Source organism: Actinomycetospora termitidis, assembly GCF_030286555.1.
GTDB classification, from domain to species: domain Bacteria; phylum Actinomycetota; class Actinomycetes; order Mycobacteriales; family Pseudonocardiaceae; genus Actinomycetospora; species Actinomycetospora termitidis.
Genome location: NZ_JASVWF010000003.1, coordinates 806,662 through 828,625, shown reverse-complemented (window position 1 = coordinate 828,625; position 21,964 = coordinate 806,662). Strand labels below are relative to the sequence as shown.

Here is a 21,964-nt window from a genome sequence, read left to right as displayed (position 1 = left end):
CATGGGCATCGGATCGTTCGCCGACGTCGAGCTCGGGACGCCCGGGCCGGCCGACCGGGACTGGACCGAGGCACTCCAGGAGGCGACCGGCAAGGACGCCGACGACCTGCTCTGGGAGACCCCCGAGGGCATCGGGGTGAAGCCGCTCTACACCGGCGCCGACACCGAGGACCTCGACTTCCTCGAGACCCTCCCCGGGCTCCCGCCGTTCCTGCGCGGGCCCTACCCGACGATGTACCGCACCCAGCCCTGGACGGTGCGCCAGTACGCCGGGTTCTCCACGGCCAAGGAGTCGAACGCCTTCTACCGGCGCAACCTCGCGGCCGGGCAGAAGGGCCTGTCGGTCGCCTTCGACCTGCCGACCCACCGCGGCTACGACTCGGACAACCCGCGCGTGGCCGGCGACGTCGGCATGGCCGGGGTGTCGATCGACTCGATCCTCGACATGCGCCAGCTCTTCGACGGCATCCCGCTGGACCGGATGTCGGTGTCCATGACCATGAACGGGGCCGTGCTCCCCGTGATGGCGCTCTACGTGGCCGCGGCGTCCGAGCAGGGCGTCGAGCCCGAGAAGCTCGCCGGGACCATCCAGAACGACATCCTCAAGGAGTTCATGGTCCGCAACACCTACATCTACCCGCCCGCGCCCTCGATGCAGATCATCTCGGACATCTTCAGCTACACCTCGGAGAAGATGCCGAAGTTCAACTCGATCTCCATCTCGGGCTACCACATCCAGGAGGCCGGGGCCTCGGCCGACCTGGAGCTCGCGTACACCCTCGCCGACGGCGTGGAGTACCTGCGGGCCGGGCGGGACGCCGGGCTGGACATCGACCGGTTCGCGCCGCGCCTCTCGTTCTTCTGGGGCATCGGCATGAACTACTTCATGGAGATCGCCAAGCTCCGGGCCGCACGACTGCTGTGGGCCAAGCTCGTGAAGGGCTTCGGGGCGCAGAACGACAAGTCGCTGTCGCTGCGCACCCACTCGCAGACCTCCGGCTGGTCGCTGACCGCCCAGGACGTCTACAACAACGTGGTCCGCACCTGCGTCGAGGCGATGGCCGCGACCCAGGGCCACACGCAGTCGCTGCACACCAACGCCCTCGACGAGGCACTCGCGCTGCCGACCGACTTCTCCGCCCGGATCGCGCGCAACACGCAGCTGCTGCTCCAGCAGGAGTCGGGCACGACGCGCACCGTCGACCCGTGGGGTGGCTCCGCCTACGTCGAGCGGCTGACCCGCGAGCTCGCCGGGCGCGCCTGGGCGCACATCGAGGAGGTCGAGTCGACCGGCGGCATGGCGAAGGCGATCGACGAGGGTCTGCCGAAGATGCGCATCGAGGAGGCGGCCGCCCGCACCCAGGCGCGGATCGACTCGGGCCGCCAGCCGGTGATCGGGGTCAACAAGTACCCGTTGCTCGGCGGCGAGGACGTCGACGTGCTCAAGGTCGACAACGCCGACGTGCTGCGCCAGCAGGTCGCACGGCTCGCCGAGCTCCGCGACGACCGGGACGCCGCGGCGGTGGAGTCGGCGCTGACGGCGCTGACCAACGCGGCCTCCGACGCCGCCGAGGGGAAGCGCGGGTCCGGTCTCGACGGGAACCTGCTCAAGCTCGCGATCGACGCCGCGCGGGCGCACGCCTCGGTCGGCGAGATCTCCGACGCGCTGGAGAAGGTCTACGGCCGGCACCGCTCGGACGTCCGGACGATCTCCGGGGTCTACCGTGACGAGGTGGGTGAGAACTCGGCGGTGGAGAAGGCGCGCTCGGCCGCCGAGGCGTTCGAGGAGGCCGAGGGCCGCCGGCCCCGCATCCTCGTCGCGAAGATGGGCCAGGACGGCCACGACCGCGGACAGAAGGTCATCGCCACCGCGTTCGCCGACCTCGGCTTCGACGTCGACGTGGGCCCGCTCTTCCAGACCCCCGAGGAGGTCGCGCGCCAGGCCGTCGAGGCCGACGTGCACGTCGTCGGGGTGTCGTCGCTGGCCGCCGGTCACCTCACTCTGGTGCCCGCGCTGCGCGACGCCCTGGCCGAGCTCGGCGCGGAGGAGATCCTCATCGTGGCCGGCGGGGTCATCCCGCCCGGCGACTACGACGAGCTCTACTCCGGCGGTGCGGCGGCGATCTTCGGCCCGGGCACGGTGATCGCGGACGCGGCGACGGAGCTGCTGGGCCAGCTGACCGAGAAGCTGGGACACGCCTCCTCCTGACCGTCAGGAGATCAGCGCGCGGATGTCGTCGGCGTCGAGCGTGCCGGCGAACGCCGCGCCGTCGTCGAGGACGCCCGAGGTCAGGGCCTGCTTGCGCTGCGCGAGGGCCCGGACCTTCTCCTCGATGGTGTCCTGGCTGATGAGTCGGTAGACCATGACCGTGCGGTCCTGGCCGATGCGGTGGGTCCGGTCGATCGCCTGCGCCTCGGTGGCGGGGTTCCACCACGGGTCGAGCAGGAAGCAGTAGTCGGCCTCGGTGAGGTTCAGCCCGAACCCGCCCGCCTTGAGGCTGATCAGGAACACCGGCGCATCGCCGTCCTTGAACCCCGCGATGGCGGCGGACCGGTCGCGGGTGCTCCCGTCGAGGTAGGCGTACGCGATGCCCGCCTCCTCGAGCGCGTCCCGGACGTGGGCGAGGAAGCCGGTGAACTGGCTGAACACGAGAGCCCGGTGCCCGCCGCCGAGGACGTCGCGGAGCTGGTCGACGAGGAGGTCGATCTTCGCGGACCCGCCGGGCTCGTCCTCGCCGATCAGCGCCGGGTGCAGGCTCAGCTGCCGCAGCCGGGTGATCGAGGCGAGGATCGCGATCCGGTTCTCCTCCACGTCGCCGAGCAGCTGCAGGATCTTCTGCCGTTCCCGCTGCAGGACCCGCTGGTAGAGGCGCTGGTGGGCGGGAGCGAGCTCGACCGGCAGGACCTGTTCCTGCTTCGGCGGGAGGTCGGGGGCGACCTGTTCCTTGGTGCGCCGCAGCATCAGCGGGCGGACCCGGCGCCGCAGGCGCGCGAGCAGGTCGGCCCCCGTGTTCCCGCCCTTCTCGATCGGGCGGGCGTAGGTCTCCCGGAACTGCTCGGAGTTCGGGAAGAGGCCCGGGGCGGTGATCGAGAGGAGCGACCAGAGCTCCATCAGGTCGTTCTCCATCGGCGTCCCGGTGATCGCCACCTTCACCGGCGCGGCGACCCGGCGCGCGCACAGGTACACCTTCGACCGGCGGTTCTTGAGGAACTGCGCCTCGTCGAACAGCACGGCCGACCAGCCGATCCGTTCGTGCGCGTCGACGTCGAGCCGGAACAGCGTGTACGAGGTGACCACGACGTCGGCGCCCGCGACCACGGCGTCGAGGTCCTGCCCGCGGCGGCGCAGCGTGTCGGTGAGGGCGACGACCCGCAGCGCGGGCGTGAACCGCGCGGCCTCGGCGGTCCAGTTCCCGACGACGCTCGTGGGCGCGACGATGAGGACCGGGCCCGCGTCCGGCGCGGTGTCGCGGGCGTGCGCGATCGCGGCGAGCGCCTGCACGGTCTTGCCGAGCCCCATGTCGTCGGCCAGCACCCCGCCGAGGCGGTGCCGCCACAGGAAGGCGAGCCACTCGAAGCCGGCGCGCTGGTAGGGGCGCAGCTCCGCCCGGAGCGTGGCCGGGACCGGCGCGGGATCGAGCGCGCCCGCCGCGAGCAGTCCGCCGACCTGCTCGCGCCACGCCTCGGCCTCGCGGGAGACGATGCCCAGCGCGGCCAGTTCCTCCCACCAGCCGGCCTGGTAGCGGCTCAGCCGGATCGGCCCGCCCGGGCGCTCCTGCATCGCCCGGGCCTCCTCGATGAGGGTGCGCAGTGCGACCAGCTCGGGCTTCTCCAGCGAGAAGTACGCGCCGTCGGACAGGAGGAGGTGGGAGAGGCCCTGGGCGAGCGCCTTGAAGACGTCGGTGAAGGGGATCTCGCGGCCCTCGGCGGTGATGGTGACCCCGAGGTCGAACCAGTCGTTCCCCGCGTCGGACTCGGTGGTCGACACCTCGATGGCCAGCTCGTCGCCGACCTCGCGGTACTGCGCGGGCTCCCCGGACCGCTCGACCCGCACCCCGTCGGTGTCCTCGAGCACCGGGAGCGCCTCGGCGGCGAACGCCGCGGTCTGCAGACCGATGAAGCGGTGCGTCCCGCGACCCTGCGCGGGGTGGATGCGGAACCGGACCCAGTCGACCGGGAGGTCGTCGAGCGCGTCGAGCGTCTCCTGCTCGAGCACGGTGTCGCGGAACCCCTCGCCCGCGGCCGGGCGGCCGAGCGCCGCGCGCGCGTCCGACCCGCCGACGTCGTAGGACCATTCCCAGCTCAGCGACAGCGCGTGCTCGCCGGTGAAGGCGGCGCGCAGCACGAGTACGGGCGGCCCGATCCGGGGCGGGGCGAACGCCCCGTCGGAGGAGGTCACCCCACGCATCTCGGCGAGCCTGGGGGCGTAGCGGGCGCGGAAGCGGTCGACGGCGTCGGCCGGGACGGTGACCTCGGCGTCGTCGAGCGCCGCCTGCCACACGGACCGGCTCACGGTCGGCTCGAGACGGGCCAGGCTCAGCCGGCAGGAGGCCGGCGCCAGGTTCTCCGCCGCGGAGACCGTGACGACGCCGTGCGCGGAGTCGCCGCCGAGGAACGCGACGGGTCGCGCATCGTCATCCGGCTCGCCGTCGAATCGCAGCACGGGCCGGATGGCCAGCGCCCCGTCGTCCGGACCGGCGACGACGTCGAGCTGCAGGGACGCCGGCCCGCGCCGCTCGACGGGCCCCAGCTTGTGGCGTGCCGGCAACATCGCCACCCCGGCCTCGGCCGCCGCGTCCAGCAGGGTCCACAGGCGGGGGCTGGCGATCTCCGCGAGGTCGATGACCTTCTCGTCGGCGCCGTAGCCGTAGTAGCGGTACGGCGAGAACCCGGACCCGGCCTGCGCGGCGTGGTGCAGGAGGTAGAGCTCGCGCACGACCGCCAGCTGCTCCGGCCGGTGCTCGACCTCGGCCGCGCCCTGCAGCATGCGGTTCCACAGCAGACCGCCGTACACCCAGCCCTTCGCGCCGGGACGCATCAGCCGGGCCATCAGCCCGCCCGCGCCGTCCGGCGTCACCTCGACCGCCAGCGTGCCGGTCGGCGTGCGCCGCGGGACCGGTTCGACCCCGAGCAGGGCGTCGAGCGCGAGTTCCCACCCGGGCGTGCTCGGCGCGGCCGGCGTCTCCGGCACCGCGTGGAAGGCCATCGCGGCGACGTGCTTGCACATCGTCCCGACCGGACAGGAGCACTCGCCGTCGACGAGCCGCAGGCCGCCGTCGAAGCGCACGATCGTCGAGTAGACCTGCCCCTCACCGCCGCGGACCACGCCCCGCAACTGCAGCGTGCCGGCGTGCCACTCCGCGTACAGCACCGCGCCGTCCCGCGCGTACCGCCGTCCCCGCTCCGACACCACGGGGCCGACCACCTCGGCGACGGCCCCGGCGTCGAGCCCCTCGACCGTCACACGTTCCACCATGTGAGGCCCCCTCTCGATCTCTTGCGACGACGGTAGAGCGGGGGTCCGACAGTCTCGTCCGCGCACCGTCTCACGAGGGAGAGGGCTACACTTCGCTACAGGCTGCGACACTGGGAGGCCGCCATGACCGAGATCGCGTCGCGGGAGCTCCGCAACGACACAGCAGGCGTACTCCGTCGGGTCGAGGCGGGGGAGTCGCTGACCATCACGTCGAACGGTCGGCCGGTGGCGCAGCTGGTGCCGGTCCCGCGGCGCCGCCGTACGGGCATGTCCCGCGCCGAACTGATCGACGCAGTGCGCCACGCCCAGGCGGACCCGGGCCTCCGCGACGACCTCCGGGAACTCGCAGGGGAGACGACCGACGACCTGGGTCCCATTCGGTGACCACCGGACGGGCCGTCCTCGACACCAGTGTCCTCATCGCCTCCGAGACGGGGCGGCCGATCGACGAGTCGGGTCTTCCGGACGATCCGGTGTTGTCGGTGGTGACTCTCGCCGAACTGCATGCCGGAGTGCTGGCGGCTCCGGACTCGGAGTCCCGAGCAAGGCGCCTGACCACTTTGGACAGGTACGCGCTGACCGAGGTCCTCGACGTGACGGAGTACGTCGCCTCCGAGTGGGCGCGCCTGCGGGTGCACCTGGCCGAACGCCGGCGTCGGGTGAACGTGAACGATCTCTGGATCGCCGCCAGCGCCGTCGCGTACCGCCTGCCGATCGTGACTCAGGACGACGACTTCGACGCCCTCGACGGCGTACGCGGGCTCGTCGTCGTGAAGGTCTAGGAAGGGACCCCGTGGACCTGGAGAAGTACGTCGAGGGCGTCCGCTCGGGCTCGCGCCTGTGGATCGGACGGGCGATCACGCTCGTCGAGTCGACGCGCGCCGACCACCGCGACGCCGCGCAGGAACTCCTCGTCGAGCTCCTGCCGCAGGCGGGAGGGGCGAGGCGGATAGGGATCTCGGGCGTACCCGGCGTCGGGAAGTCGACCTTCATCGGAGCCCTCGGGTCGCAGCTCACGGCCGCCGGCAGCAAGGTCGCCGTCCTCGCCGTCGACCCCAGCTCGACCCGCTCCGGCGGGTCGATCCTCGGCGACAAGACCCGCATGGACGCGCTCGCGACCGACGACCACGCCTTCATCCGGCCGTCCCCGACGGCGGGCACGCTCGGCGGGGTCGCGAAAGCGACGCGGGAGACGATGGTGGTGATGGAGGCGGCGGGCTACGACGTCGTCATCGTCGAGACCGTCGGCGTCGGGCAGTCCGAGACCGCGGTCGCCGAGATGGTCGACTCGTTCCTCTTCCTCACCCTGGCCCGCACCGGTGACTCGCTGCAGGGCATCAAGCGCGGGATCCTCGAGATCGCCGACGTCATCGCGGTGAACAAGGCCGACGGGCCGCACGCCCGGGACGCGAAGCGGGCCGCCCGCGAGCTCGAGTCGGCGCTGAAGATGCTGCGCGGCGAGCGCGACCCGTGGACCGTCCCGGTCCTGACCTGCTCCGCACAGGAGCGGACGGGTCTCGACGACGTCTGGTCGGCGCTGGTCGGCCACCAGGAGTTCCTGTCCGAGCGTGACGAGTTCGCGGCCAAGCGCGCCCGCCAGCAGGTCGACTGGACCTGGCAGATGGTCCGCGAGCGCCTGCTCGGCCGGCTCAAGGACCACCCTCAGGTGAAGGAGATGCGCTCCGACCTGGAACGCGAGGTCCTGGACGGCGAGCTCACGCCGGCCCTCGCGGCGGATCGCATCCTCGAGGCGTTCGGCTCCTGAATCATGTCGCCCGACGTGACCTGAGCACGTCGAGCATCGCCGCGGTGGCCGGTGTGGGGTGCGGCAGCGTGAGCGCCTCGATGCGCCGCACCACCCGCGGGCGCAGGCGGCGCAGGACGACCCTGCGGCCCATCTGGTGCACGGCGAGGTCGGGCACCAGCGCCACGCCCACTCCGGACTCGACGAGGCCGGACACCATCGGGAAGTCGTCGGAGTCGAATGCGATGTTGGGGGTGAAGCCCGCCGTCGCGCACATGTCGACGAGCTGTTCGCGGCACAGGCTGCCCGCGTCACGGATCCAGGCGGCGTCGCGGAGGGTCGACACGTCGATCTCGTCGGTCGGGGTGAACGTCCCCTCGAGGGCGGGGTCCCCGGCCGGGAGGGCGACGTTGACGACGTCGTCGGACAAGAACGTGGCCGTGAGGCCCTCGGTGTCGAGTCCGGGCCCGGGCACGTAGCCGAAGGTGATGGCCAGGTCGAGGTCGCCGTCACGCAGCAGGTCCGGGCACTCGTCGGGCTCGCGCAGCTCCAGCGACAGCCGGACCGCGGGATGCCGGCGGCGGAAGGCGCCGATCGCGGAGGGCAGCAGCCGCGCGCCGGCGCTGGCGAACGACGCGAGCCGCAGGCGGCCGGCGCGCAGCGCGGTGAGGTCGGCCACCTCCTCGGCGGCCCGGGCCAGGCGGTTCGCGACGACGTCGGCGTGCTCCACCAGCAGCGCTCCCGCCTCGGTCGGCAGCACCCCGCGGGCGTGGCGCACCAGCAGTGGTGTCGCCGTCTCCCGCTCGAGCGCCGCGACCTGCTGCGACACCGCCGAGGGCGTGTAGCCGAGCTCGGCGGCGGCCGCGGTCATCGAGCCGGCGCGGACGACAGCGCGCAGCGTGAGGAGGCGTCGCGGGTCGAGCATGCAGTACAGCTTAAGCCCGGGTCGCGGAGTATTCGCTGGTCACGAGGACGGTGTCGTCGGAGCATCGTGGGGGTGAAGCTCACGTGGGACGCCCTGACGCGGTTCTGGGCGGAGCAGAAGGAGATGTCCGAGCGGGTCAACCTGCTGGACCGGCCGTGGGAGGAACGGTTCCTCCACTGGGCGTGGGAGGGCGGCGAGTACGTGCTGCACGGCGAGCTGATGCCGTCGACGAAGCGGCGCATGTCGACGACCCGGGGCGGCTGGTGCCGTCGCGCGGCGGGGCGTCCGCGGCCGTAGTCGGCCCGAGCTGTCGACGATGCGGCGTCACTGCCACTGGATGACAGCAACGCGCTGTGCTGCCACGTTGGGGGACGTCAGCCCGACGACGTGAACGGGTCGTGCTCGGCGAGCAGCTTGTCGAGCCGGGCCTGGTCGACGCGGCTGACGATCGTGCCCTCGTCCTGTCGGTCCCGGACGACCTTCGCGAGCGTGAACGCCGAGGTCACGCACCAGAGCAGGCCGACGGCGAGGAAGCCGCGGATCCAGCCGTCGACGGGCAGGTAGACGAGGCCGACGCCGAGGGCGAGCAGCGAGGCGGCGAACGACAGCGCGGCCTGCGCGGAGAAGGCGGCGGTGACGGGGCGGGCGGGAGTGGAGGCCATGCCCCGGAACCGTGCCGTGCGACCCGGCGTCACGAATGCGTGGAGCTACTCATCCCGGCCAGCAGCGCTACGAACGGCACCCGGCACTCGCCGCGCACCCGCTCCCGGTCCTCGGGCGGGGTGCGCGCGAGGAGCTGGCCCGCCGCGCCCAACATCCCGAAGGCGACCGTCACGGTGGCCTCGGTGCGCATCGACGCCGGGATCATCCCGCCGTCGACCATGCCGGCGATCAGGTCGTCGAGCAGCGCGTAGGAGTACTTCTCCTCGCACCGGCGCCAGCCGTCCCAGCCCAGCGCCACCGGCGCCTCCCGGAAGACGATCGCCCCGTACACCGGCTCGCAGCAGGCCAGCAGGAACTGGTCGAGCGCGGCGAGCGCGCCGAGGCCGGGGTCGGACTGCGCCTCGAACGCCGCGCGCGCCGCCGTGTTCTCGGTCAGCTCGAGCTCGTCGAAGAGGACCTCGAACAGGCCGGTCTTGCTGGAGAAGTGGTGGTAGATCGCGCCCTTGGTCACACGGGCGTCGGCGGCCACGTCGTCCAGGGAGGTCTTCGCGAAGCCGCGTTCGGTGAACAGCCGGGACGCGGCGTCGAGCAGGGCGCGACGGGTCGACTCGGTGTACTCGCCCCGTCGTGTCTTGACCTCCGCCACGGTGCCGAGCATAGTCGGGGTCAGTCACATACCTTGAGTATGTTCCTGACGACGGGTTGGCGAGAGGTGATCGGTATGGTCGCGTTCCTGGTCGACGGTGCCCGTTCCGGCGTGCCGTCCACTCCCGCACTCGCGGTGCGTTGGGGGCTCACCCACGGCCTGCTCCGCACGGCGATCGCGTCCCGCGAACGGGCGGGCAACCGCGACGCGCGGCTGCTGCGCGACCCGGCGGTCCAGGCCGAGCCGTGGGAGCACTACCGCGAGCTGCGCCGGCACCGTCCGTTCGCCGAGGGCCCGATGGGGCGCGTGACCGCGCACCACGATCTCTGCACGGCCGTCCTGCGCAGCGACGACTTCGGCGTGGCCGAGCGGGAGTCCGTCTTCCCGGCGCCGGTCCGGGTCGGCATGCGCCTGATCGGCCCGCGCCGGTACGCCAGCGTCGACGACGCCCCCTCGATGCTCGCCGTCGACCCGCCCGACCACGCCCGGTACCGCCGTCTGGTGAGCCGCGCGTTCACGGCCAAGGCGGTCGCCGCGCTGCGCACCCGCACCGAGGAGATCGTCGGCGAGCTGCTCGACGACCTCGGGCCCGACCTGCGCCGCGGCCCGGTCGACCTCGTGCAGCGCTACGCCGCCCAGGTCCCGGTCACGGTGATCGCCGAGATGCTCGGGGTCCCGCCCGAGATGCGCGGCCAGCTCCTGAGCTGGGGCGACGGTGCCGCCGCGAGCCTGGACTTCGGTCTGCCGTGGTCGCTCTACGCGCCCGCCGAGCGCTCCCTCGCGGCCTTCGACGGCTGGCTGCGCGACCACCTGCGCGGGCTCCGCCGGAACCCCGGCGACGACCTGTTGTCGAAGCTCGTGAGCGTCTCCGACGACGACGGGTCCGGGCTGACCGAGCAGGAGCTCGTCGCCACCTCGATGCTCATCCTGGCCGCGGGCTTCGAGACGACGGTCAACCTCATCTCCAACGGCGCCCAGCGCCTGGCCACCCACCCCGACCAGCGCGCGGTGCTCGCCGAGCAGCCCGACCTGTGGCCGAACGCGGTCGACGAGGTCCTGCGCCACGACTCGCCGGTCCAGCGCACCGCCCGGCTCGCCCGCCGCGACACCGAGGTCGAGGGCGTGTCCGTCCGCGAGGGCGAGATCGTCGTGACGGTGCTCGGCGCGGCCAACCGCGACCCGGCGGTCTTCACCGACCCGGACCGTTTCGACGTCACGCGGTCGAACGCCCGCGAGCACGTCGCCTTCTCCAGCGGGATCCACTACTGCCTGGGCGCGGCGCTGGCGCGCATGGAGGGCGAGGTCGCCCTGCGGGAGCTGTTCGCCCGGTTCCCGGGTCTGGGGCTGACGGGCACGCCGACCCGCCGTCCCACGATCATCCTGCGCGGCTGGAAGAGCCTGCCCGTCCACAGCTGACGCACAGGGTTCACCCAGCCGGGACGGATCGGGCGGTGCCATCGTGAGCACCATGAACGCAGCAGTCCGCGCCGAGCTCCGGCGGCCCGACGGCAGCCCGGTCCGCGCCCTGGTCGTCGACGACGAGCCGACGCTGGCGGATCTCCTGTCGATGGCCCTGCGCTACGAGGGCTGGGACGTGCGCAGCGCCGTCGACGGCGTCACCGCGGTCAGCCAGGGCCGCGAGTTCCGTCCCGACGTGGTCGTACTCGACGTGATGCTCCCCGACATCGACGGCTTCGAGGTGCTGCGTCGGCTGCGCGCCGACCACCCGGACGTCCCGGTCCTGTTCCTCACCGCGCGGGACGCCGTGGAGGACCGCGTCGCCGGGATCACCGCGGGCGGGGACGACTACGTGACGAAGCCGTTCAGCCTCGAGGAGGTCGTCGCGCGGCTGCGGGGGCTCCTGCGCCGCGCCGCGGCGGCGACCGTCGTGCGTGGCGATGCGGGCCTCGTCGTCGGGGACCTCACGCTCGACGAGGACTCGCACGAGGTGTTCCGGGGAGGCGACCAGGTCGACCTCACCGCGACCGAGTTCGAGCTGCTGCGCTTCCTCATGCGCAACCCGCGCCGCGTGCTGTCCAAGGCGCAGATCCTCGACCGGGTGTGGAACTACGACTTCGGCGGTCAGTCGAACATCGTCGAGCTCTACATCTCCTACCTGCGCAAGAAGATCGACGCCGGCCGTGCGCCGATGATCCACACGGTGCGCGGGGCGGGGTACGTCCTCAAGCCCGCCGGGTGACACCGTGCGGTTCATGCGCTCGCTCCAGGCGCGGATCGTCCTGACGACGGTCGTGCTGCTGCTCGTCGTGTGTGCGGTCGTCGGGGTCGGCGCGGCGCTGTCGCTGCGGCACTACCTCACCCAGCAGCTCGACGGCGACGTCACGCGCACCCTGGGCTTCGCCGCCTCCGGTCCGCAGGGCGCCGGCGGCGGCCCCCCGCCGCCGCCCGACGCCGGCGGCGGGTTCGGCGCGTCCTCGCCCACGGACCGCATCCAGGTCCGGGTGGTCGACGGCCGCATCGTGTCCGCGGTGGCCCTGACCTTCCGCAACGCCGACGTGCCCCTGTCCCCGGCGGACGTGGAGCCGCTGCTCGCGGTGTCGCCCGACGACGAGCCGGGGCAGGGTCCGCCGCAGGCGGAGACGGTCGAGGTGCCGGCCCTCGGCAAGACCTACCGGGCCGCCGCACGGACCGCCGCGGACGGATCGGTGGTCGCGGTCGGGGTGTCCACCGACCGCATGGACGCGACCCTGGCCCGGCTCGCCCTGAACGAGACGATCATCTTCGCCGGGGGTGTGCTCGTGGCCGGGGTGGTCGCGGCCTTCGCGACCCGCACGACGCTCCGGCCGCTGCACCGGGTGTCGGCCACCGCCCGGCGCGTCTCGGAGCTCCCCCTCGAGCGCGGCGAGGTGCAGCTGCGCGATCGCGTCCCCGAGGCCGACGCCGACCCGCGGACCGAGATCGGCCAGGTCGGCGTCGCCTTCAATCGCATGCTCGACCACGTCGCCCGCTCCCTCGCGGCCCGCCAGGAGTCCGAGACCCGGGTCCGGCAGTTCGTCGCGGACGCCTCCCACGAGCTGCGCACCCCGCTCGCGGCCATCCGCGGCTACTCCGAGCTGGCCCGACGGCGGATGGGCTCGGGCGCGGCCGGGACGCCGGACGAGGTCGGGGCGATGCTGGAGCGGGTCGGCTCCCAGACCGAACGCATGACGCTGCTGGTCGAGGACCTGCTCCTGCTCGCACGGCTCGACGCGGGCCGCCCGCTCGCCCGCGAGCCCGTCGATCTGGTGCGGCTGGTCGTCGACGCCGTGTCCGACGCCCATGCCGCCGCGCCCGGGCACCGCTGGTCGCTGGATCTGCCGGACGGCGAGACGGACGTGATGGTGGTCGGTGACCCGGAGCGGCTGCACCAGGTCGTCGCGAACCTGCTCGCCAACGCGCGCACCCACACCCCGGAGGGGACCGACGTCGTCGTGGAGCTCGCCCGGACCGACGACCGGGTCCGGTTGGTGGTCCGCGACGACGGGCCCGGGATCGCTCCCGACCTGCTGCCGCACGTGCTGGAGCGGTTCGCGCGGGGCGACGCCGGGCGGGCCCGCACCACCGGCTCGACCGGGCTCGGCCTCTCGATCGTGTCCGCCGTGGTCACCGAGCACGGGGGGACCGTCGAGGTGACCAGCGTGCCGGGCGATACCCGGACGACGGTGACGCTGCCGGCCGCGCCGGTCCGGGCGGAGCTCGCCCTGCGTTAGGACGTCGCCGTGGGCTTCGGCAGGCGCTCCAGGAGCTGGTCGAGTTTCGACTCGACGCGGTCGAGGCGCTCGCCGAGCTCGGTCAGCCCGCGGAACGCGGCGGCGTCGGCGTTGAGCATCGCGTCCAGCCCGGACAGCCGCACCGGCGAGCCCGGCACCCGGGAGCCGTGCCGTTCGGGTTCGAGGACGGCGGCGTACAGCTCGTTCACCCGGTAGTCCAGGAACGACAGGATGTCGCCGACCGACACCGCGGTGCCGTACTGGCTCCGGACGCGGTCCCGCAGTTCCATCCCGCGCTCCCGGTGGTCGTACCGGCGCTCGTGCCGGTGGCGGTCGTCGTGGTGGTGGTCGTCGTGGTGATGGTCGTCCACGCCGAACGGCGGCGGCGGGAGCCAGGAGTCGTCGCTCACGACGATCACCCTAGGTCACTGGCGAATCGGACATCTAGGCCGTCGAGGTGATCGTTCCGGACGGCGGGTCGCTCGTTCGAGCGGGTCCTGTAACGACGGTCGGCTCGTGATCGCTGAAGCGGTCAGTTCCGTCGGGGGAGGATCATGCAGTCGAACAGCAGGTGGCGTCGGTTCCGGGCGATCGCGGTGCCGGTCGTGGTCGCGGTGGCGGTGGTGACGGGTCCGGTGGGCGGTCAGGCGGCCGCGGCACCCGCCCCGGTCGCGACGGCGGGCGATCCGCCGCCGGCCGCACCCCTGCCCGCCGCGAAGGCGGTCGACCCGAAGGTCGAGCGCGAGGCGCTCGGCGCGCCGGCCCCGTCCCCGGACTCGGCGAACGCCCGGCAGGCGTCCAGCCCCGACCCGCTCAAGCTGGTCGCGGTCAGCTGGACCGGCCCGACCCCCGACGTCATCGAGCTCCGCAGCCGCCTCGCGAACGGCACCTTCGGGGCCTGGACCCGGGTCGACCCGGTCGACGCCGAGCGCGACGGCAAGCGCGCCGCAGTGGCGAGCAGCGAACCGGTGTGGGTCGCGGACAGCCGCGAGGTCCAGGTGCGGGCCGTCGACGACGGGGCGCCCGCCACCCAGCGCGTGGCCCTGACCTCGATCGACCCGGCGACGACGACCAACGACGCCCGCGCGACCGCCGCGTCCACGAACAGCCCGGGTCTGCCGAAGGTCGTGACGCGCGCGCAGTGGGGCGCGGACGAGAAGCTCATGACGTGGCCGCCGGAGTACACCCCGACGGTCCGCGCGGTGACGATCCACCACACGGCGGGCACGAACGCCTACACCGCGGCCGACTCCGCCGCGATCGTCCGCGGGATCTACGCGTACCACGCGAAGACGCTGGGCTGGGGCGACATCGGCTACAACGTGCTGGTCGACCGCTTCGGCACGGTGTTCGAGGGCCGCAAGGGTGGGCTGGAGCGGTCCGTGATCGCGGCGCACGCCGGCGGCTTCAACCGCGAGACGTTCGGCATCGGGATGATGGGCGACTTCACCTCCGTCGCCCCGCCCGCGGCGCAGCTGGAGGCGACCGCGAAGCTGGCGGCGTACAAGCTCGGCGGCCTCTACCGCGACCCGAAGGCCACCGTCACGCTGACCAGCGCCGGCGGCGGCACGTCGAAGTACCCGGCCGGTCGCACGGTGACCCTGCCGACGGTCTTCGCCCACCGCGACGTCGGCGCCACCGAGTGCCCCGGCAACACCGGGGTGAAGTCGATGCCCGCGATCCGCGACCGGACCGCGGCCCTCGTCGGGAACCTCACGACCAACCCGATCCGCACCAAGTGGCTCGCGATGCGCAGTGTGCTGGGTGAGCCGTCGGTCGTGGAGAGCGCGACGGGGCAGAGCGCGCGGGTCACCCGCTTCTCCGGCTCGAACGGGTCGGTCTACTGGTCGTCGACGACGGGCGCGTGGTCGGTGATCGGGGAGATCAACAAGCGGTACGACGCCCTGGGCGCGGCATCCTCCCCGATCGGGTTGCCGAGGACCGACGAGCGGACCGCTCCGGACGGCCGGGGCCGCTACAACCAGTTCGCCACGGGCTCCGTCTACTGGACGCCGCAGACCGGTGCCTGGCCGGTCCGCGGGGCGATCCTCTCCGCCTGGGGCGCCGCCGGCTACGAGCGCTCGACCTACGGTTACCCGCGCTCCGACCAGTACGCGGTCAGCGGGGGCGTCCGGCAGGACTTCGAGCGCGGTTCGCTGTTCCTCGCGACCGGCACCTCGACCGCGCGCCGCCTCTGAGCGCCGCCCACCCCGGATCGAGCGAAGGGCCCCTCCGGTCGATCTACTCGACCGAAGGGGCCCTTCGCTCAGGTCGGCGAGCCGGCGCACCGAATGGCGAAGGGCGCCCACGGCCCGTCAATCCGACGGAAGGGGCCCTTCGCTCGAGACGGCCGGGGCTACTTCTGGAAGCGCTCCGCGAGCTTCGAGGCGGTGTCCGCGACGGCGCGGGCGGCGCGCCCCGTGACGTCCTCGGCGGTCGCCCGGGCCTCCTCGGCGAGCGCCGTCGCCTTCTCGCCCGCGGCCTCGGCGGCCTGGCCCACCCGCTCGGACACCGTGGGCGCCGCGATGGTGGCGTCGGGACCCGGCGTCAGGATGGTCTCGTCGCCGTTGTCGAAGCGGACCCGGTAGGGCGGCCCGTCGCTCCCGAGGATCCCGACGATCGTGCCCGTGCGGTCGGGGGCGTCCACGGAGTTGGCGTGCAGGGTGATCCGGTCACCGACGTCGGCGCTCATGTCGCCTCTCCTTCTGCGGACGGACGCGTCGGGGCGGGAGTACCCGCTCGTCGGAGAAGATCACCAGATGCACGAAGGGCCCCCGACCGGATCGGTCGGGGGCCCTTCGCGTGCCGATGGATCAGACGGCGGCCGGCTGGTCGACCGTGAAGGTCAGGGCCCCGTCGTCGCCGTCGGAGACACCCACCCGCACCCGGTCACCCGCCGACAGCTCGTCGCCGAGCAACATCGCCGACAGCTGGTTGCCGACCTCGCGCTGGATGGTCCGGCGCAACGGCCGCGCCCCGAACTCGGGCTGGTAGCCGTGGTCGGAGAGCCAGTCCACCGCCTCGGTGGCGAACTCGATCTCGACCTCGAGCGACGCCAGCCGCTCGCGGGTCTCGGAGAGCAGCAGGTCGGTGATGGTCCGCAGCTGGGTCTGGTCGAGCCGCTTGAAGACGATCACCTCGTCGATCCGGTTGAGGAACTCCGGCCGGAACGACTCCCGCAGCCGCGGCATCAACCGCTCCTGCAGGGACTGGTCCGGGTTCACGCCCGAGGGCGCGAAGCCGAGGGCCTGGGTGTTCGTCGTGATCAGCTCCGAGCCCACGTTGCTGGTCATGATCAGCACCGTGTTCCGGAAGTCGACCGTCCGGCCCTGCGAGTCGGTCAGCCGCCCGTCGTCGAGCACCTGGAGCAGCGTGTTGAAGACGTCGGGGTGGGCCTTCTCCATCTCGTCGAGCAGGACCACCGAGTACGGACGACGACGGATCTCCTCCGTCAGCTGCCCGGCCTCGCCGTAGCCGACGTACCCGGGGGGCGAGCCCACCAGGCGCGAGACGGTGTGCCGCTCGGAGTACTCGCTCATGTCGACGCGGACCATGCGGTCCTCGTCGCCGAACATCGTGGCGGCGAGCGCCTTGGCCAGCTCGGTCTTGCCGACGCCGGTCGGGCCGAGGAACAGGAAGCTGCCGATCGGACGGTCGGGGTCGCCCAGTCCGGCCCGCGAGCGACGGACCGCCTCGGCGACCGCGCGCACGGCGTCGTCCTGGCCGACGACCCGCTCGTGGAGCTGGGCCTCCAGGCCGAGCAGACGCGAGCGTTCGGTCTCGGTCAGCTGCGCGACCGGGATGCCGGTCGAGCGGGAGACGACCTCCGCGATGTCGGAGACGTCGACCGAGAGCACACCGGACTGGCCGGACGTGCGCTCGTGGCGGGCCTCCTCGAGGGCCTGCGTGGCCTGCGTGACCTCGTCGCGCAGCGCGCCGGCCCGCTCGTAGTCCTCGTCGGCGACGGCCTGGTCCTTGTCGCGCTGCAGCGACTCCAGCCGGCGCTCCAGCTCCCGGGTGTCGGTGTGCGGCGCCTTCGAGCGCAGCCGCTTCCGCGCACCCGCCTGGTCGACGAGGTCGATGGCCTTGTCGGGCAGGAAGCGGTCGGTGACGTAGCGCTCGGAGAGCTCCGCGGCCGCCGTGAGGGCCTCGTCGGTGAAGCGGACCTGGTGGTGCGCCTCGTAGCGGTCCCGCAGCCCGTGCAGGATCGCGATCGTGTCGGCGACGCTCGGCTCCGGCACCATGACCGGCTGGAAGCGCCGCTCGAGCGCGGCGTCCTTCTCGATCGACTGCCGGTACTCGTCGAGCGTCGTGGCGCCGACGATGTGCAGCTCGCCGCGGGCCAGCGCCGGCTTGAGGATGTTGCCGGCGTCCATGCCGCCGCCCTCGCCGGAGCCGCCGGCCCCGACCATGGTGTGCAGCTCGTCGATGAAGACGATCAGCGAGTCGGAGTGCTCGCGGATCTCGGCGACCAGCTTGGTCATCCGCTCCTCGAAGTCACCGCGGTAGCGGGTGCCCGCGACCATGCCGGTGAGGTCGAGCTGGACGATGCGCTTGCCCTCGAGCTGCTCGGGGACCTCGCCGGAGACGATGCGCTGGGCGATGCCCTCGACGACGGCGGTCTTGCCGACGCCGGCCTCACCGATCAGCACGGGGTTGTTCTTCGTGCGCCGGGAGAGGACCTCGAGGGTCTGGTCGACCTCGTCCTCGCGCCCGATGACCGGGTCCAGCTCGCCCGCCCGCGCCTTCGCGGTCAGGTCGACGCCGAACTGGTCGATGGTCGGGGTGTCGGAGTCACCCTGCGGGGCGTTGCCACCGCCGGGCGCGGGACGCCCGCCGGAGGAGGCGCTGCGCTGCAGCGACTGCGGGTCGATCCCGCGGGACTGCATGGCCTTGCCGGTGGGGGAGTCCGGGTTGGCGGCGAGCGCCAGCACGATGTGCTCCGGCCCGATGTAGCTCGAGCCGAGCGCCCGGGAGATCTGGTGGGCGTCGAGCAGCGTGCGCTTCGCCGTGGGGGTGAGCGACGGCGGCTGGCCGGTCGCCTCTCCGCGGGGGAGCTGGCCGTCCGCGTACCGGGCGAGCTCGTCGGCGTCGGCGCCCGTGCCCTCGACGAGGGCGCGCAGCGGCGCGACCTGCAGACCGGCGATCAGCAGGTGCCAGGCGTCGAGGTCGGTGTTGCCCCGCTCGGCGGCCTGGGCCGCGGCGGTCCCGACGAGGCCACGGGCCTGTTCCGTCATCAGGGCCGTGATGTCGATGCGCTGGGCGCCCCGCGGCGAGCCGCCGAGGAACCGCGCCAGGAAGTCGTCGAACTGGCCGGACCCGGGGCCGCCGGGACCGAATGCGCTGGTCATGCGTACCTTTCCTGAAGGGTCCTGCCGCCTGCGACCGGTGGTCTGCGGCGGCTGTCGTAGGCCTCAGCAACCGATGGTCGGGATTCATTCCTGAGTCGGGGAGACTCAGGTCTCGTCCGGCCCGATCCACCGTCGGTGAGTCGATCCGGCTCAACCTCGTCGATCCCCGGGGTGTTCCCCGTCGCGCCCGGATGACACACGGTCGACATCGGGGGTAGCCGTCGGATCATGACGACCGCACACGAGGTCCACCTGGCCCGCCGCCCGCAGGGCTTCCCCTCGCCCGACGACTTCCGGTTCGTCGAGCGGGAGCTCCCGGCGCCGGGGGCCGGCGAGGTCGAGATCGCCAACCGTTCCTTCTCCGTCGACCCCTACATGCGGGGCCGGATGAACGACGTGCCCTCCTACGTCCCGCCGTTCCGGTTGGACGAGGCGATGGACGGCCGGTCAGTCGGTGAGGTCACGGCCGTGGGGTCGGACGTCTCCGAGGTCGGCGTCGGCGACCTGGTCCTGGCCAACCTCGCCTGGCGTGACCACGGCATCGCCAAGGCGAAGCACCTGCAGAAGGTCCCCGACGTCGACGGCGTCGACCCGAGGGCCTATCTCGGCGTCCTCGGTGCGCCCGGCCTGACGGCGTGGGTCGGCCTGCTGGACCACGCCGCATTCCGGTCCGGCGATGCCGTGTTCGTCTCCGGGGCCGCGGGCGCGGTCGGGAGCCTCGTCGGGCAGATCGCGAAGCAGAAGGGCGCCTCGCTCGTGGTCGGCAGCGCGGGGTCGGCCGAGAAGGTCGCCTGGCTGACCGACGAGCTCGGCTACGACGCCGCCTTCAACTACAAGGACGGCCCCGTCGCCGAGCAGCTCGCCAAGGCGATGCCCGACGGTCTGGACGTGTACTTCGACAACGTCGGGTCGGAGCACCTCGAGGCCGCGATCGACGTCGCGAACGACCACGCCCGCGTTGCCGCGTGCGGGGCGATCGCGCACTACAACGACACCGACTCCGACCCCACGCCCGGGCCGCGCAACCTCTTCAAGATCGTCAAGAAGCGGCTCGCGATCCAGGGGTTCATCGTCACCGACTCCCTGGATCGCTTCCCGGCGTTCCTCGAGGAGGTCACCCCGTGGGTGGCCGATGGGCGGGTGAAGTTCGCGGAGACGGTCACCGAGGGCGTCGACCACGCCGTCGACGCGTTCCTCGGCCTGCTGCGCGGCGAGAACACCGGGAAGGCGCTGGTGTCCGTGTAGGTGCGCTCCGCGCAGGTGAGCAGAAATGGTCGCCATAGCGACAATTTCTGCTCACCTGGCCGCAGGCCACATCACGTCCCCAGCGCACCCCCGTCCGCCCGCCACACCACGACGACGGCGGGTCGGGCGGGGCTGGACCCGCCGTCGGGCCAGTGCGAGACCGGGCGGTCGAGCGAGGCGTCGTCGGCCTCGCCGGGGTGCTGCACCGACACCATCGCGCAGTTCCGCATCAGCACCGGGCCACACGTCTCCGCGCCCTTCGGCACCGTCAGGAACTGCTTGACCCGCCCCCGGTCGGCGCCGGCGAGCGACACCGCGAACAACCCGTCGTTCGAGTCGAGCGCGTTGCCGTCGGTGGAGATCCACAGGTGCCCGTGGGTGGGGTCGAAGGCCACGTTGTCGGGGCACGAGATCGGGCTGACCTGGTCCTTGGCGAAGCCCGCGTAGTACGTGTCGGCCGCCTTCGGGTCGCCGCACACCAGCAGTAGCGACCAGGCGAACGCTCGTGCCGTGGGGTCGGAGCCGTCCTCGACGAGTTCCAGCACCTGCCCGTTGGCGTTGTCCGGACGCGGGTTGGCGGCGTCCGGGCCGGGTGCGCCCGGCTCGACGCCGCGCTCGTCGTTGTTGGTCAGCGCCATGTAGACCGCGCCGGTCACCGGGTGCGGCTCGACGTCCTCGGGGCGGTCCATCTTCGTGGCGCCGACGACGTCCGCGGCCTGGCGGGTGAACAGCAGCACCTCGGTGCCGGAGAACCCGGGGACGAACGACCGGGCGGTGCCGTCGGGCAGCGACTCCACCAGCGGCCGCCACTCGCCCCGGCCACCGGACCCGCCGTCGGGCCGGGCCTCGCCGGTGAAGGTCGCGACGAAGAGCGTGCCCTGGTCGAGCACTGTCTGGTTGAACTGCCGGTCGGCGGGGGCGGTGCCGGGGCGTGCCTTCGCGGAGGAGACGAACTTGTAGGCGTACTCGAAGCGCTCGTCGTCGCCCATGTACGCGACCGTGGTGCCGTCCGGCGTCATCCGCACCGTCGCGCCCTCGTGCTTGAAGCGGCCGAGCGCGGTGTGCTTGCGGGGCGCCGCGGCGGGGTCGAACGGGTCGAGCTCCACCACCCAGCCGAAGCGGTGCGCCTCGTTCGGCTCGCGGAGCAGGTCGAAGCGCGGGTCCGCGGTCTCCCAGAGCCGGTCGCTCGCCTCGCCGTCGAGCCCGAGCCGCTCGTACCGGGCCTTGAGCACCGGGTCGGCGACCGTCGCGCCGTTCGCGAAGTACTGGTCGATGTTCTCCTCGCCGGAGAGCACCGTCGACCAGGGCGTGGTGCCGCCCGCGCAGTTGTTCAGCGTGCCCAGCACGGTCCGGCCCTCGGGGTCGGCGCTCGTGCGGACCAGCGGGTCGCCGGCCACCGGGCCGGTCAGGGTGAACGGCGTGGTGGCGGTGACCCGCCGGTTCAGCGGGTCCTGCAGCACCGAGGTCGGCCGTCCCGACGACGGGTCGAGCGCGACCGCGACGACGCTCATCCCGTGGGCGGCCATGCCGATGCGGATCTGCTCGGGGGTCGGCGCCTCCGGGTCGTAGCCGAGGTGCATGAACGGCTCGGTCGTGTACTCGTGGTTCGCGACCAGCAGCGCTCGCGCGGAGTCGCCGGGGATCGGGATCACGGTGAGGAAGTCGTTGTTGAACCCGAACTGCTGCGCCTGCGCCTCGGGGGTCTGCCGGGTGACGTCGAACGCGGGCGCCCCCGTCACCACCGGGTCCCCCCAGCGGATGAGCACCTGCTGGGTGTAGCCCTCCGGCACGGTCACCGCGTCCGCGGTGTTCGGTGCCACGGCCGCGAACCCGAGGCCGGGCGACGGCGGGACGGGAGCCGACGACGAGGCCGCCGCCGGCGCGGGCCCGCCACCGGTGCCCCCGCACGCCGCGAGCGCCCCGGAGGCACCCAGGACCAGACCGGCGGACAGGACGCTGCGCCGGCTCACCGTGCCGGCGACCACCTCGCGGAACGTCGGGTTCCCGCTGCGGTTGCGCACGGGCGCGTCGCAGGCGTCGCCGCACTTGTAGCGGCAGTGCGTGGCGGAGCGGCGGTGGGTGGTGCGGGTGAGCAGCGGCAGCAGACGGCGGTTCACGTGGGGGAGCTCCCGGGCGTCCGATCGTGTGGTGGTCGACCGGACGGTAGGCAGTCAGAACGACCGAACCGGACACAACGGATGAAC

The 21,964-nt window shown here is 72.9% G+C and carries 18 protein-coding genes; 10 read left to right on the top strand and 8 right to left on the bottom strand.

Going from position 1 to position 21,964, the window contains the following annotated elements; all coding sequences use genetic code 11:
* The first annotated feature begins 1 nt into the window (after position 1).
* A complete protein-coding gene (gene scpA / locus QRT03_RS17420) occupies positions 2-2,209 on the top strand; it encodes a methylmalonyl-CoA mutase (protein WP_286054196.1) in 2,208 nt (735 codons plus the stop codon).
* Positions 2,210-2,212: 3 nt separating this feature from the next.
* Here the strand turns inward: scpA and QRT03_RS17415 are convergent, their stop codons facing one another.
* Positions 2,213-5,464: a DEAD/DEAH box helicase gene (locus QRT03_RS17415; RefSeq protein WP_286054195.1), complete on the bottom strand. Its 3,252-nt coding sequence runs from the start codon at positions 5,462-5,464 to the stop codon at positions 2,213-2,215.
* A 135-nt stretch (positions 5,465-5,599) separates the two neighbouring features.
* Here QRT03_RS17415 and QRT03_RS17410 point away from each other — a divergent pair, with 135 nt between their 5' ends.
* From QRT03_RS17410 to meaB, 3 genes are read left to right on the top strand one after another with little or no spacing between them, the layout of a single operon-like run.
* On the top strand, positions 5,600-5,860 hold the full coding sequence (locus QRT03_RS17410) for a type II toxin-antitoxin system Phd/YefM family antitoxin (protein ID WP_179796409.1): 261 nt from the start codon (positions 5,600-5,602) through the stop codon (positions 5,858-5,860).
* On the top strand, positions 5,857-6,258 hold the full coding sequence (locus QRT03_RS17405) for a type II toxin-antitoxin system VapC family toxin (protein WP_286054194.1): 402 nt from the start codon (positions 5,857-5,859) through the stop codon (positions 6,256-6,258). Before QRT03_RS17410 ends, QRT03_RS17405 begins: the two co-directional genes overlap by 4 nt.
* Positions 6,259-6,269: 11 nt before the next feature.
* Positions 6,270-7,241: a methylmalonyl Co-A mutase-associated GTPase MeaB gene (meaB, locus tag QRT03_RS17400; RefSeq protein ID WP_286054193.1), complete on the top strand. Its 972-nt coding sequence runs from the start codon at positions 6,270-6,272 to the stop codon at positions 7,239-7,241.
* 1 nt (position 7,242) lies between these two features.
* Here the strand turns inward: meaB and QRT03_RS17395 are convergent, their stop codons facing one another.
* A complete protein-coding gene (locus QRT03_RS17395) occupies positions 7,243-8,145 on the bottom strand; it encodes a LysR family transcriptional regulator (protein ID WP_286054192.1) in 903 nt (300 codons plus the stop codon).
* A 72-nt stretch (positions 8,146-8,217) separates the two neighbouring features.
* On the opposite strand from QRT03_RS17395, the gene QRT03_RS17390 reads away from it, so the two are divergent.
* Positions 8,218-8,442, top strand: a complete 225-nt coding sequence (locus tag QRT03_RS17390; RefSeq protein ID WP_286054191.1) for a hypothetical protein — start codon at positions 8,218-8,220, stop codon at positions 8,440-8,442.
* A 77-nt stretch (positions 8,443-8,519) separates the two neighbouring features.
* Here QRT03_RS17390 and QRT03_RS17385 read toward each other — a convergent pair whose 3' ends face one another.
* Together QRT03_RS17385 and QRT03_RS17380 are read right to left on the bottom strand one after the other, a co-directional pair.
* On the bottom strand, positions 8,520-8,807 hold the full coding sequence (locus QRT03_RS17385) for a YiaA/YiaB family inner membrane protein (RefSeq protein ID WP_286054190.1): 288 nt from the start codon (positions 8,805-8,807) through the stop codon (positions 8,520-8,522).
* 29 nt (positions 8,808-8,836) lie between these two features.
* Complete coding sequence (locus QRT03_RS17380) at positions 8,837-9,454, bottom strand: TetR/AcrR family transcriptional regulator (protein WP_286054189.1); 618 nt, start codon at positions 9,452-9,454, stop codon at positions 8,837-8,839.
* A gap of 75 nt (positions 9,455-9,529) precedes the next feature.
* Here QRT03_RS17380 and QRT03_RS17375 point away from each other — a divergent pair, with 75 nt between their 5' ends.
* The 3 genes from QRT03_RS17375 to QRT03_RS17365 are packed head-to-tail and all read left to right on the top strand — an operon-like array spanning position 9,530 to position 13,164.
* Positions 9,530-10,870, top strand: coding sequence for a cytochrome P450 (locus QRT03_RS17375; RefSeq protein WP_286054188.1), 1,341 nt, complete (start codon positions 9,530-9,532; stop codon positions 10,868-10,870).
* 52 nt (positions 10,871-10,922) lie between these two features.
* Positions 10,923-11,654, top strand: coding sequence for a response regulator transcription factor (locus QRT03_RS17370; protein ID WP_286054187.1), 732 nt, complete (start codon positions 10,923-10,925; stop codon positions 11,652-11,654).
* 13 nt (positions 11,655-11,667) lie between these two features.
* The gene (locus QRT03_RS17365) at positions 11,668-13,164 is read left to right on the top strand and encodes a sensor histidine kinase (protein ID WP_286054186.1); all 1,497 of its coding nucleotides are present in this window, start codon (positions 11,668-11,670) and stop codon (positions 13,162-13,164) included.
* Here the strand turns inward: QRT03_RS17365 and QRT03_RS17360 are convergent.
* The gene (locus QRT03_RS17360) at positions 13,161-13,574 is read right to left on the bottom strand and encodes a hypothetical protein (protein ID WP_286054185.1); all 414 of its coding nucleotides are present in this window, start codon (positions 13,572-13,574) and stop codon (positions 13,161-13,163) included. The two genes, QRT03_RS17365 and QRT03_RS17360, sit on opposite strands and share 4 nt — an antisense overlap.
* 144 nt (positions 13,575-13,718) lie before the next feature.
* Here QRT03_RS17360 and QRT03_RS17355 point away from each other — a divergent pair, with 144 nt between their 5' ends.
* Positions 13,719-15,362, top strand: coding sequence for an N-acetylmuramoyl-L-alanine amidase (locus QRT03_RS17355; protein WP_286054184.1), 1,644 nt, complete (start codon positions 13,719-13,721; stop codon positions 15,360-15,362).
* A gap of 158 nt (positions 15,363-15,520) precedes the next feature.
* On the opposite strand, the gene QRT03_RS17350 is transcribed toward QRT03_RS17355, so the two are convergent.
* A complete protein-coding gene (locus QRT03_RS17350) occupies positions 15,521-15,856 on the bottom strand; it encodes a DUF1918 domain-containing protein (protein ID WP_286054183.1) in 336 nt (111 codons plus the stop codon).
* Positions 15,857-15,977: 121 nt separating this feature from the next.
* Positions 15,978-18,515 carry an ATP-dependent Clp protease ATP-binding subunit gene (locus tag QRT03_RS17345; protein WP_286054182.1) on the bottom strand — a complete coding sequence of 846 codons (2,538 nt, stop codon included), beginning with the start codon at positions 18,513-18,515 and terminating at the stop codon, positions 15,978-15,980.
* A 228-nt stretch (positions 18,516-18,743) separates the two neighbouring features.
* Here QRT03_RS17345 and QRT03_RS17340 point away from each other — a divergent pair, with 228 nt between their 5' ends.
* Positions 18,744-19,760, top strand: coding sequence for an NADP-dependent oxidoreductase (locus QRT03_RS17340; RefSeq protein WP_286054181.1), 1,017 nt, complete (start codon positions 18,744-18,746; stop codon positions 19,758-19,760).
* 71 nt (positions 19,761-19,831) lie between these two features.
* On the opposite strand, the gene QRT03_RS17335 is transcribed toward QRT03_RS17340, so the two are convergent.
* Positions 19,832-21,877 carry a PhoX family protein gene (locus QRT03_RS17335; RefSeq protein ID WP_286054180.1) on the bottom strand — a complete coding sequence of 682 codons (2,046 nt, stop codon included), beginning with the start codon at positions 21,875-21,877 and terminating at the stop codon, positions 19,832-19,834.
* Between the last annotated feature and the right edge of the window lie 87 nt (positions 21,878-21,964).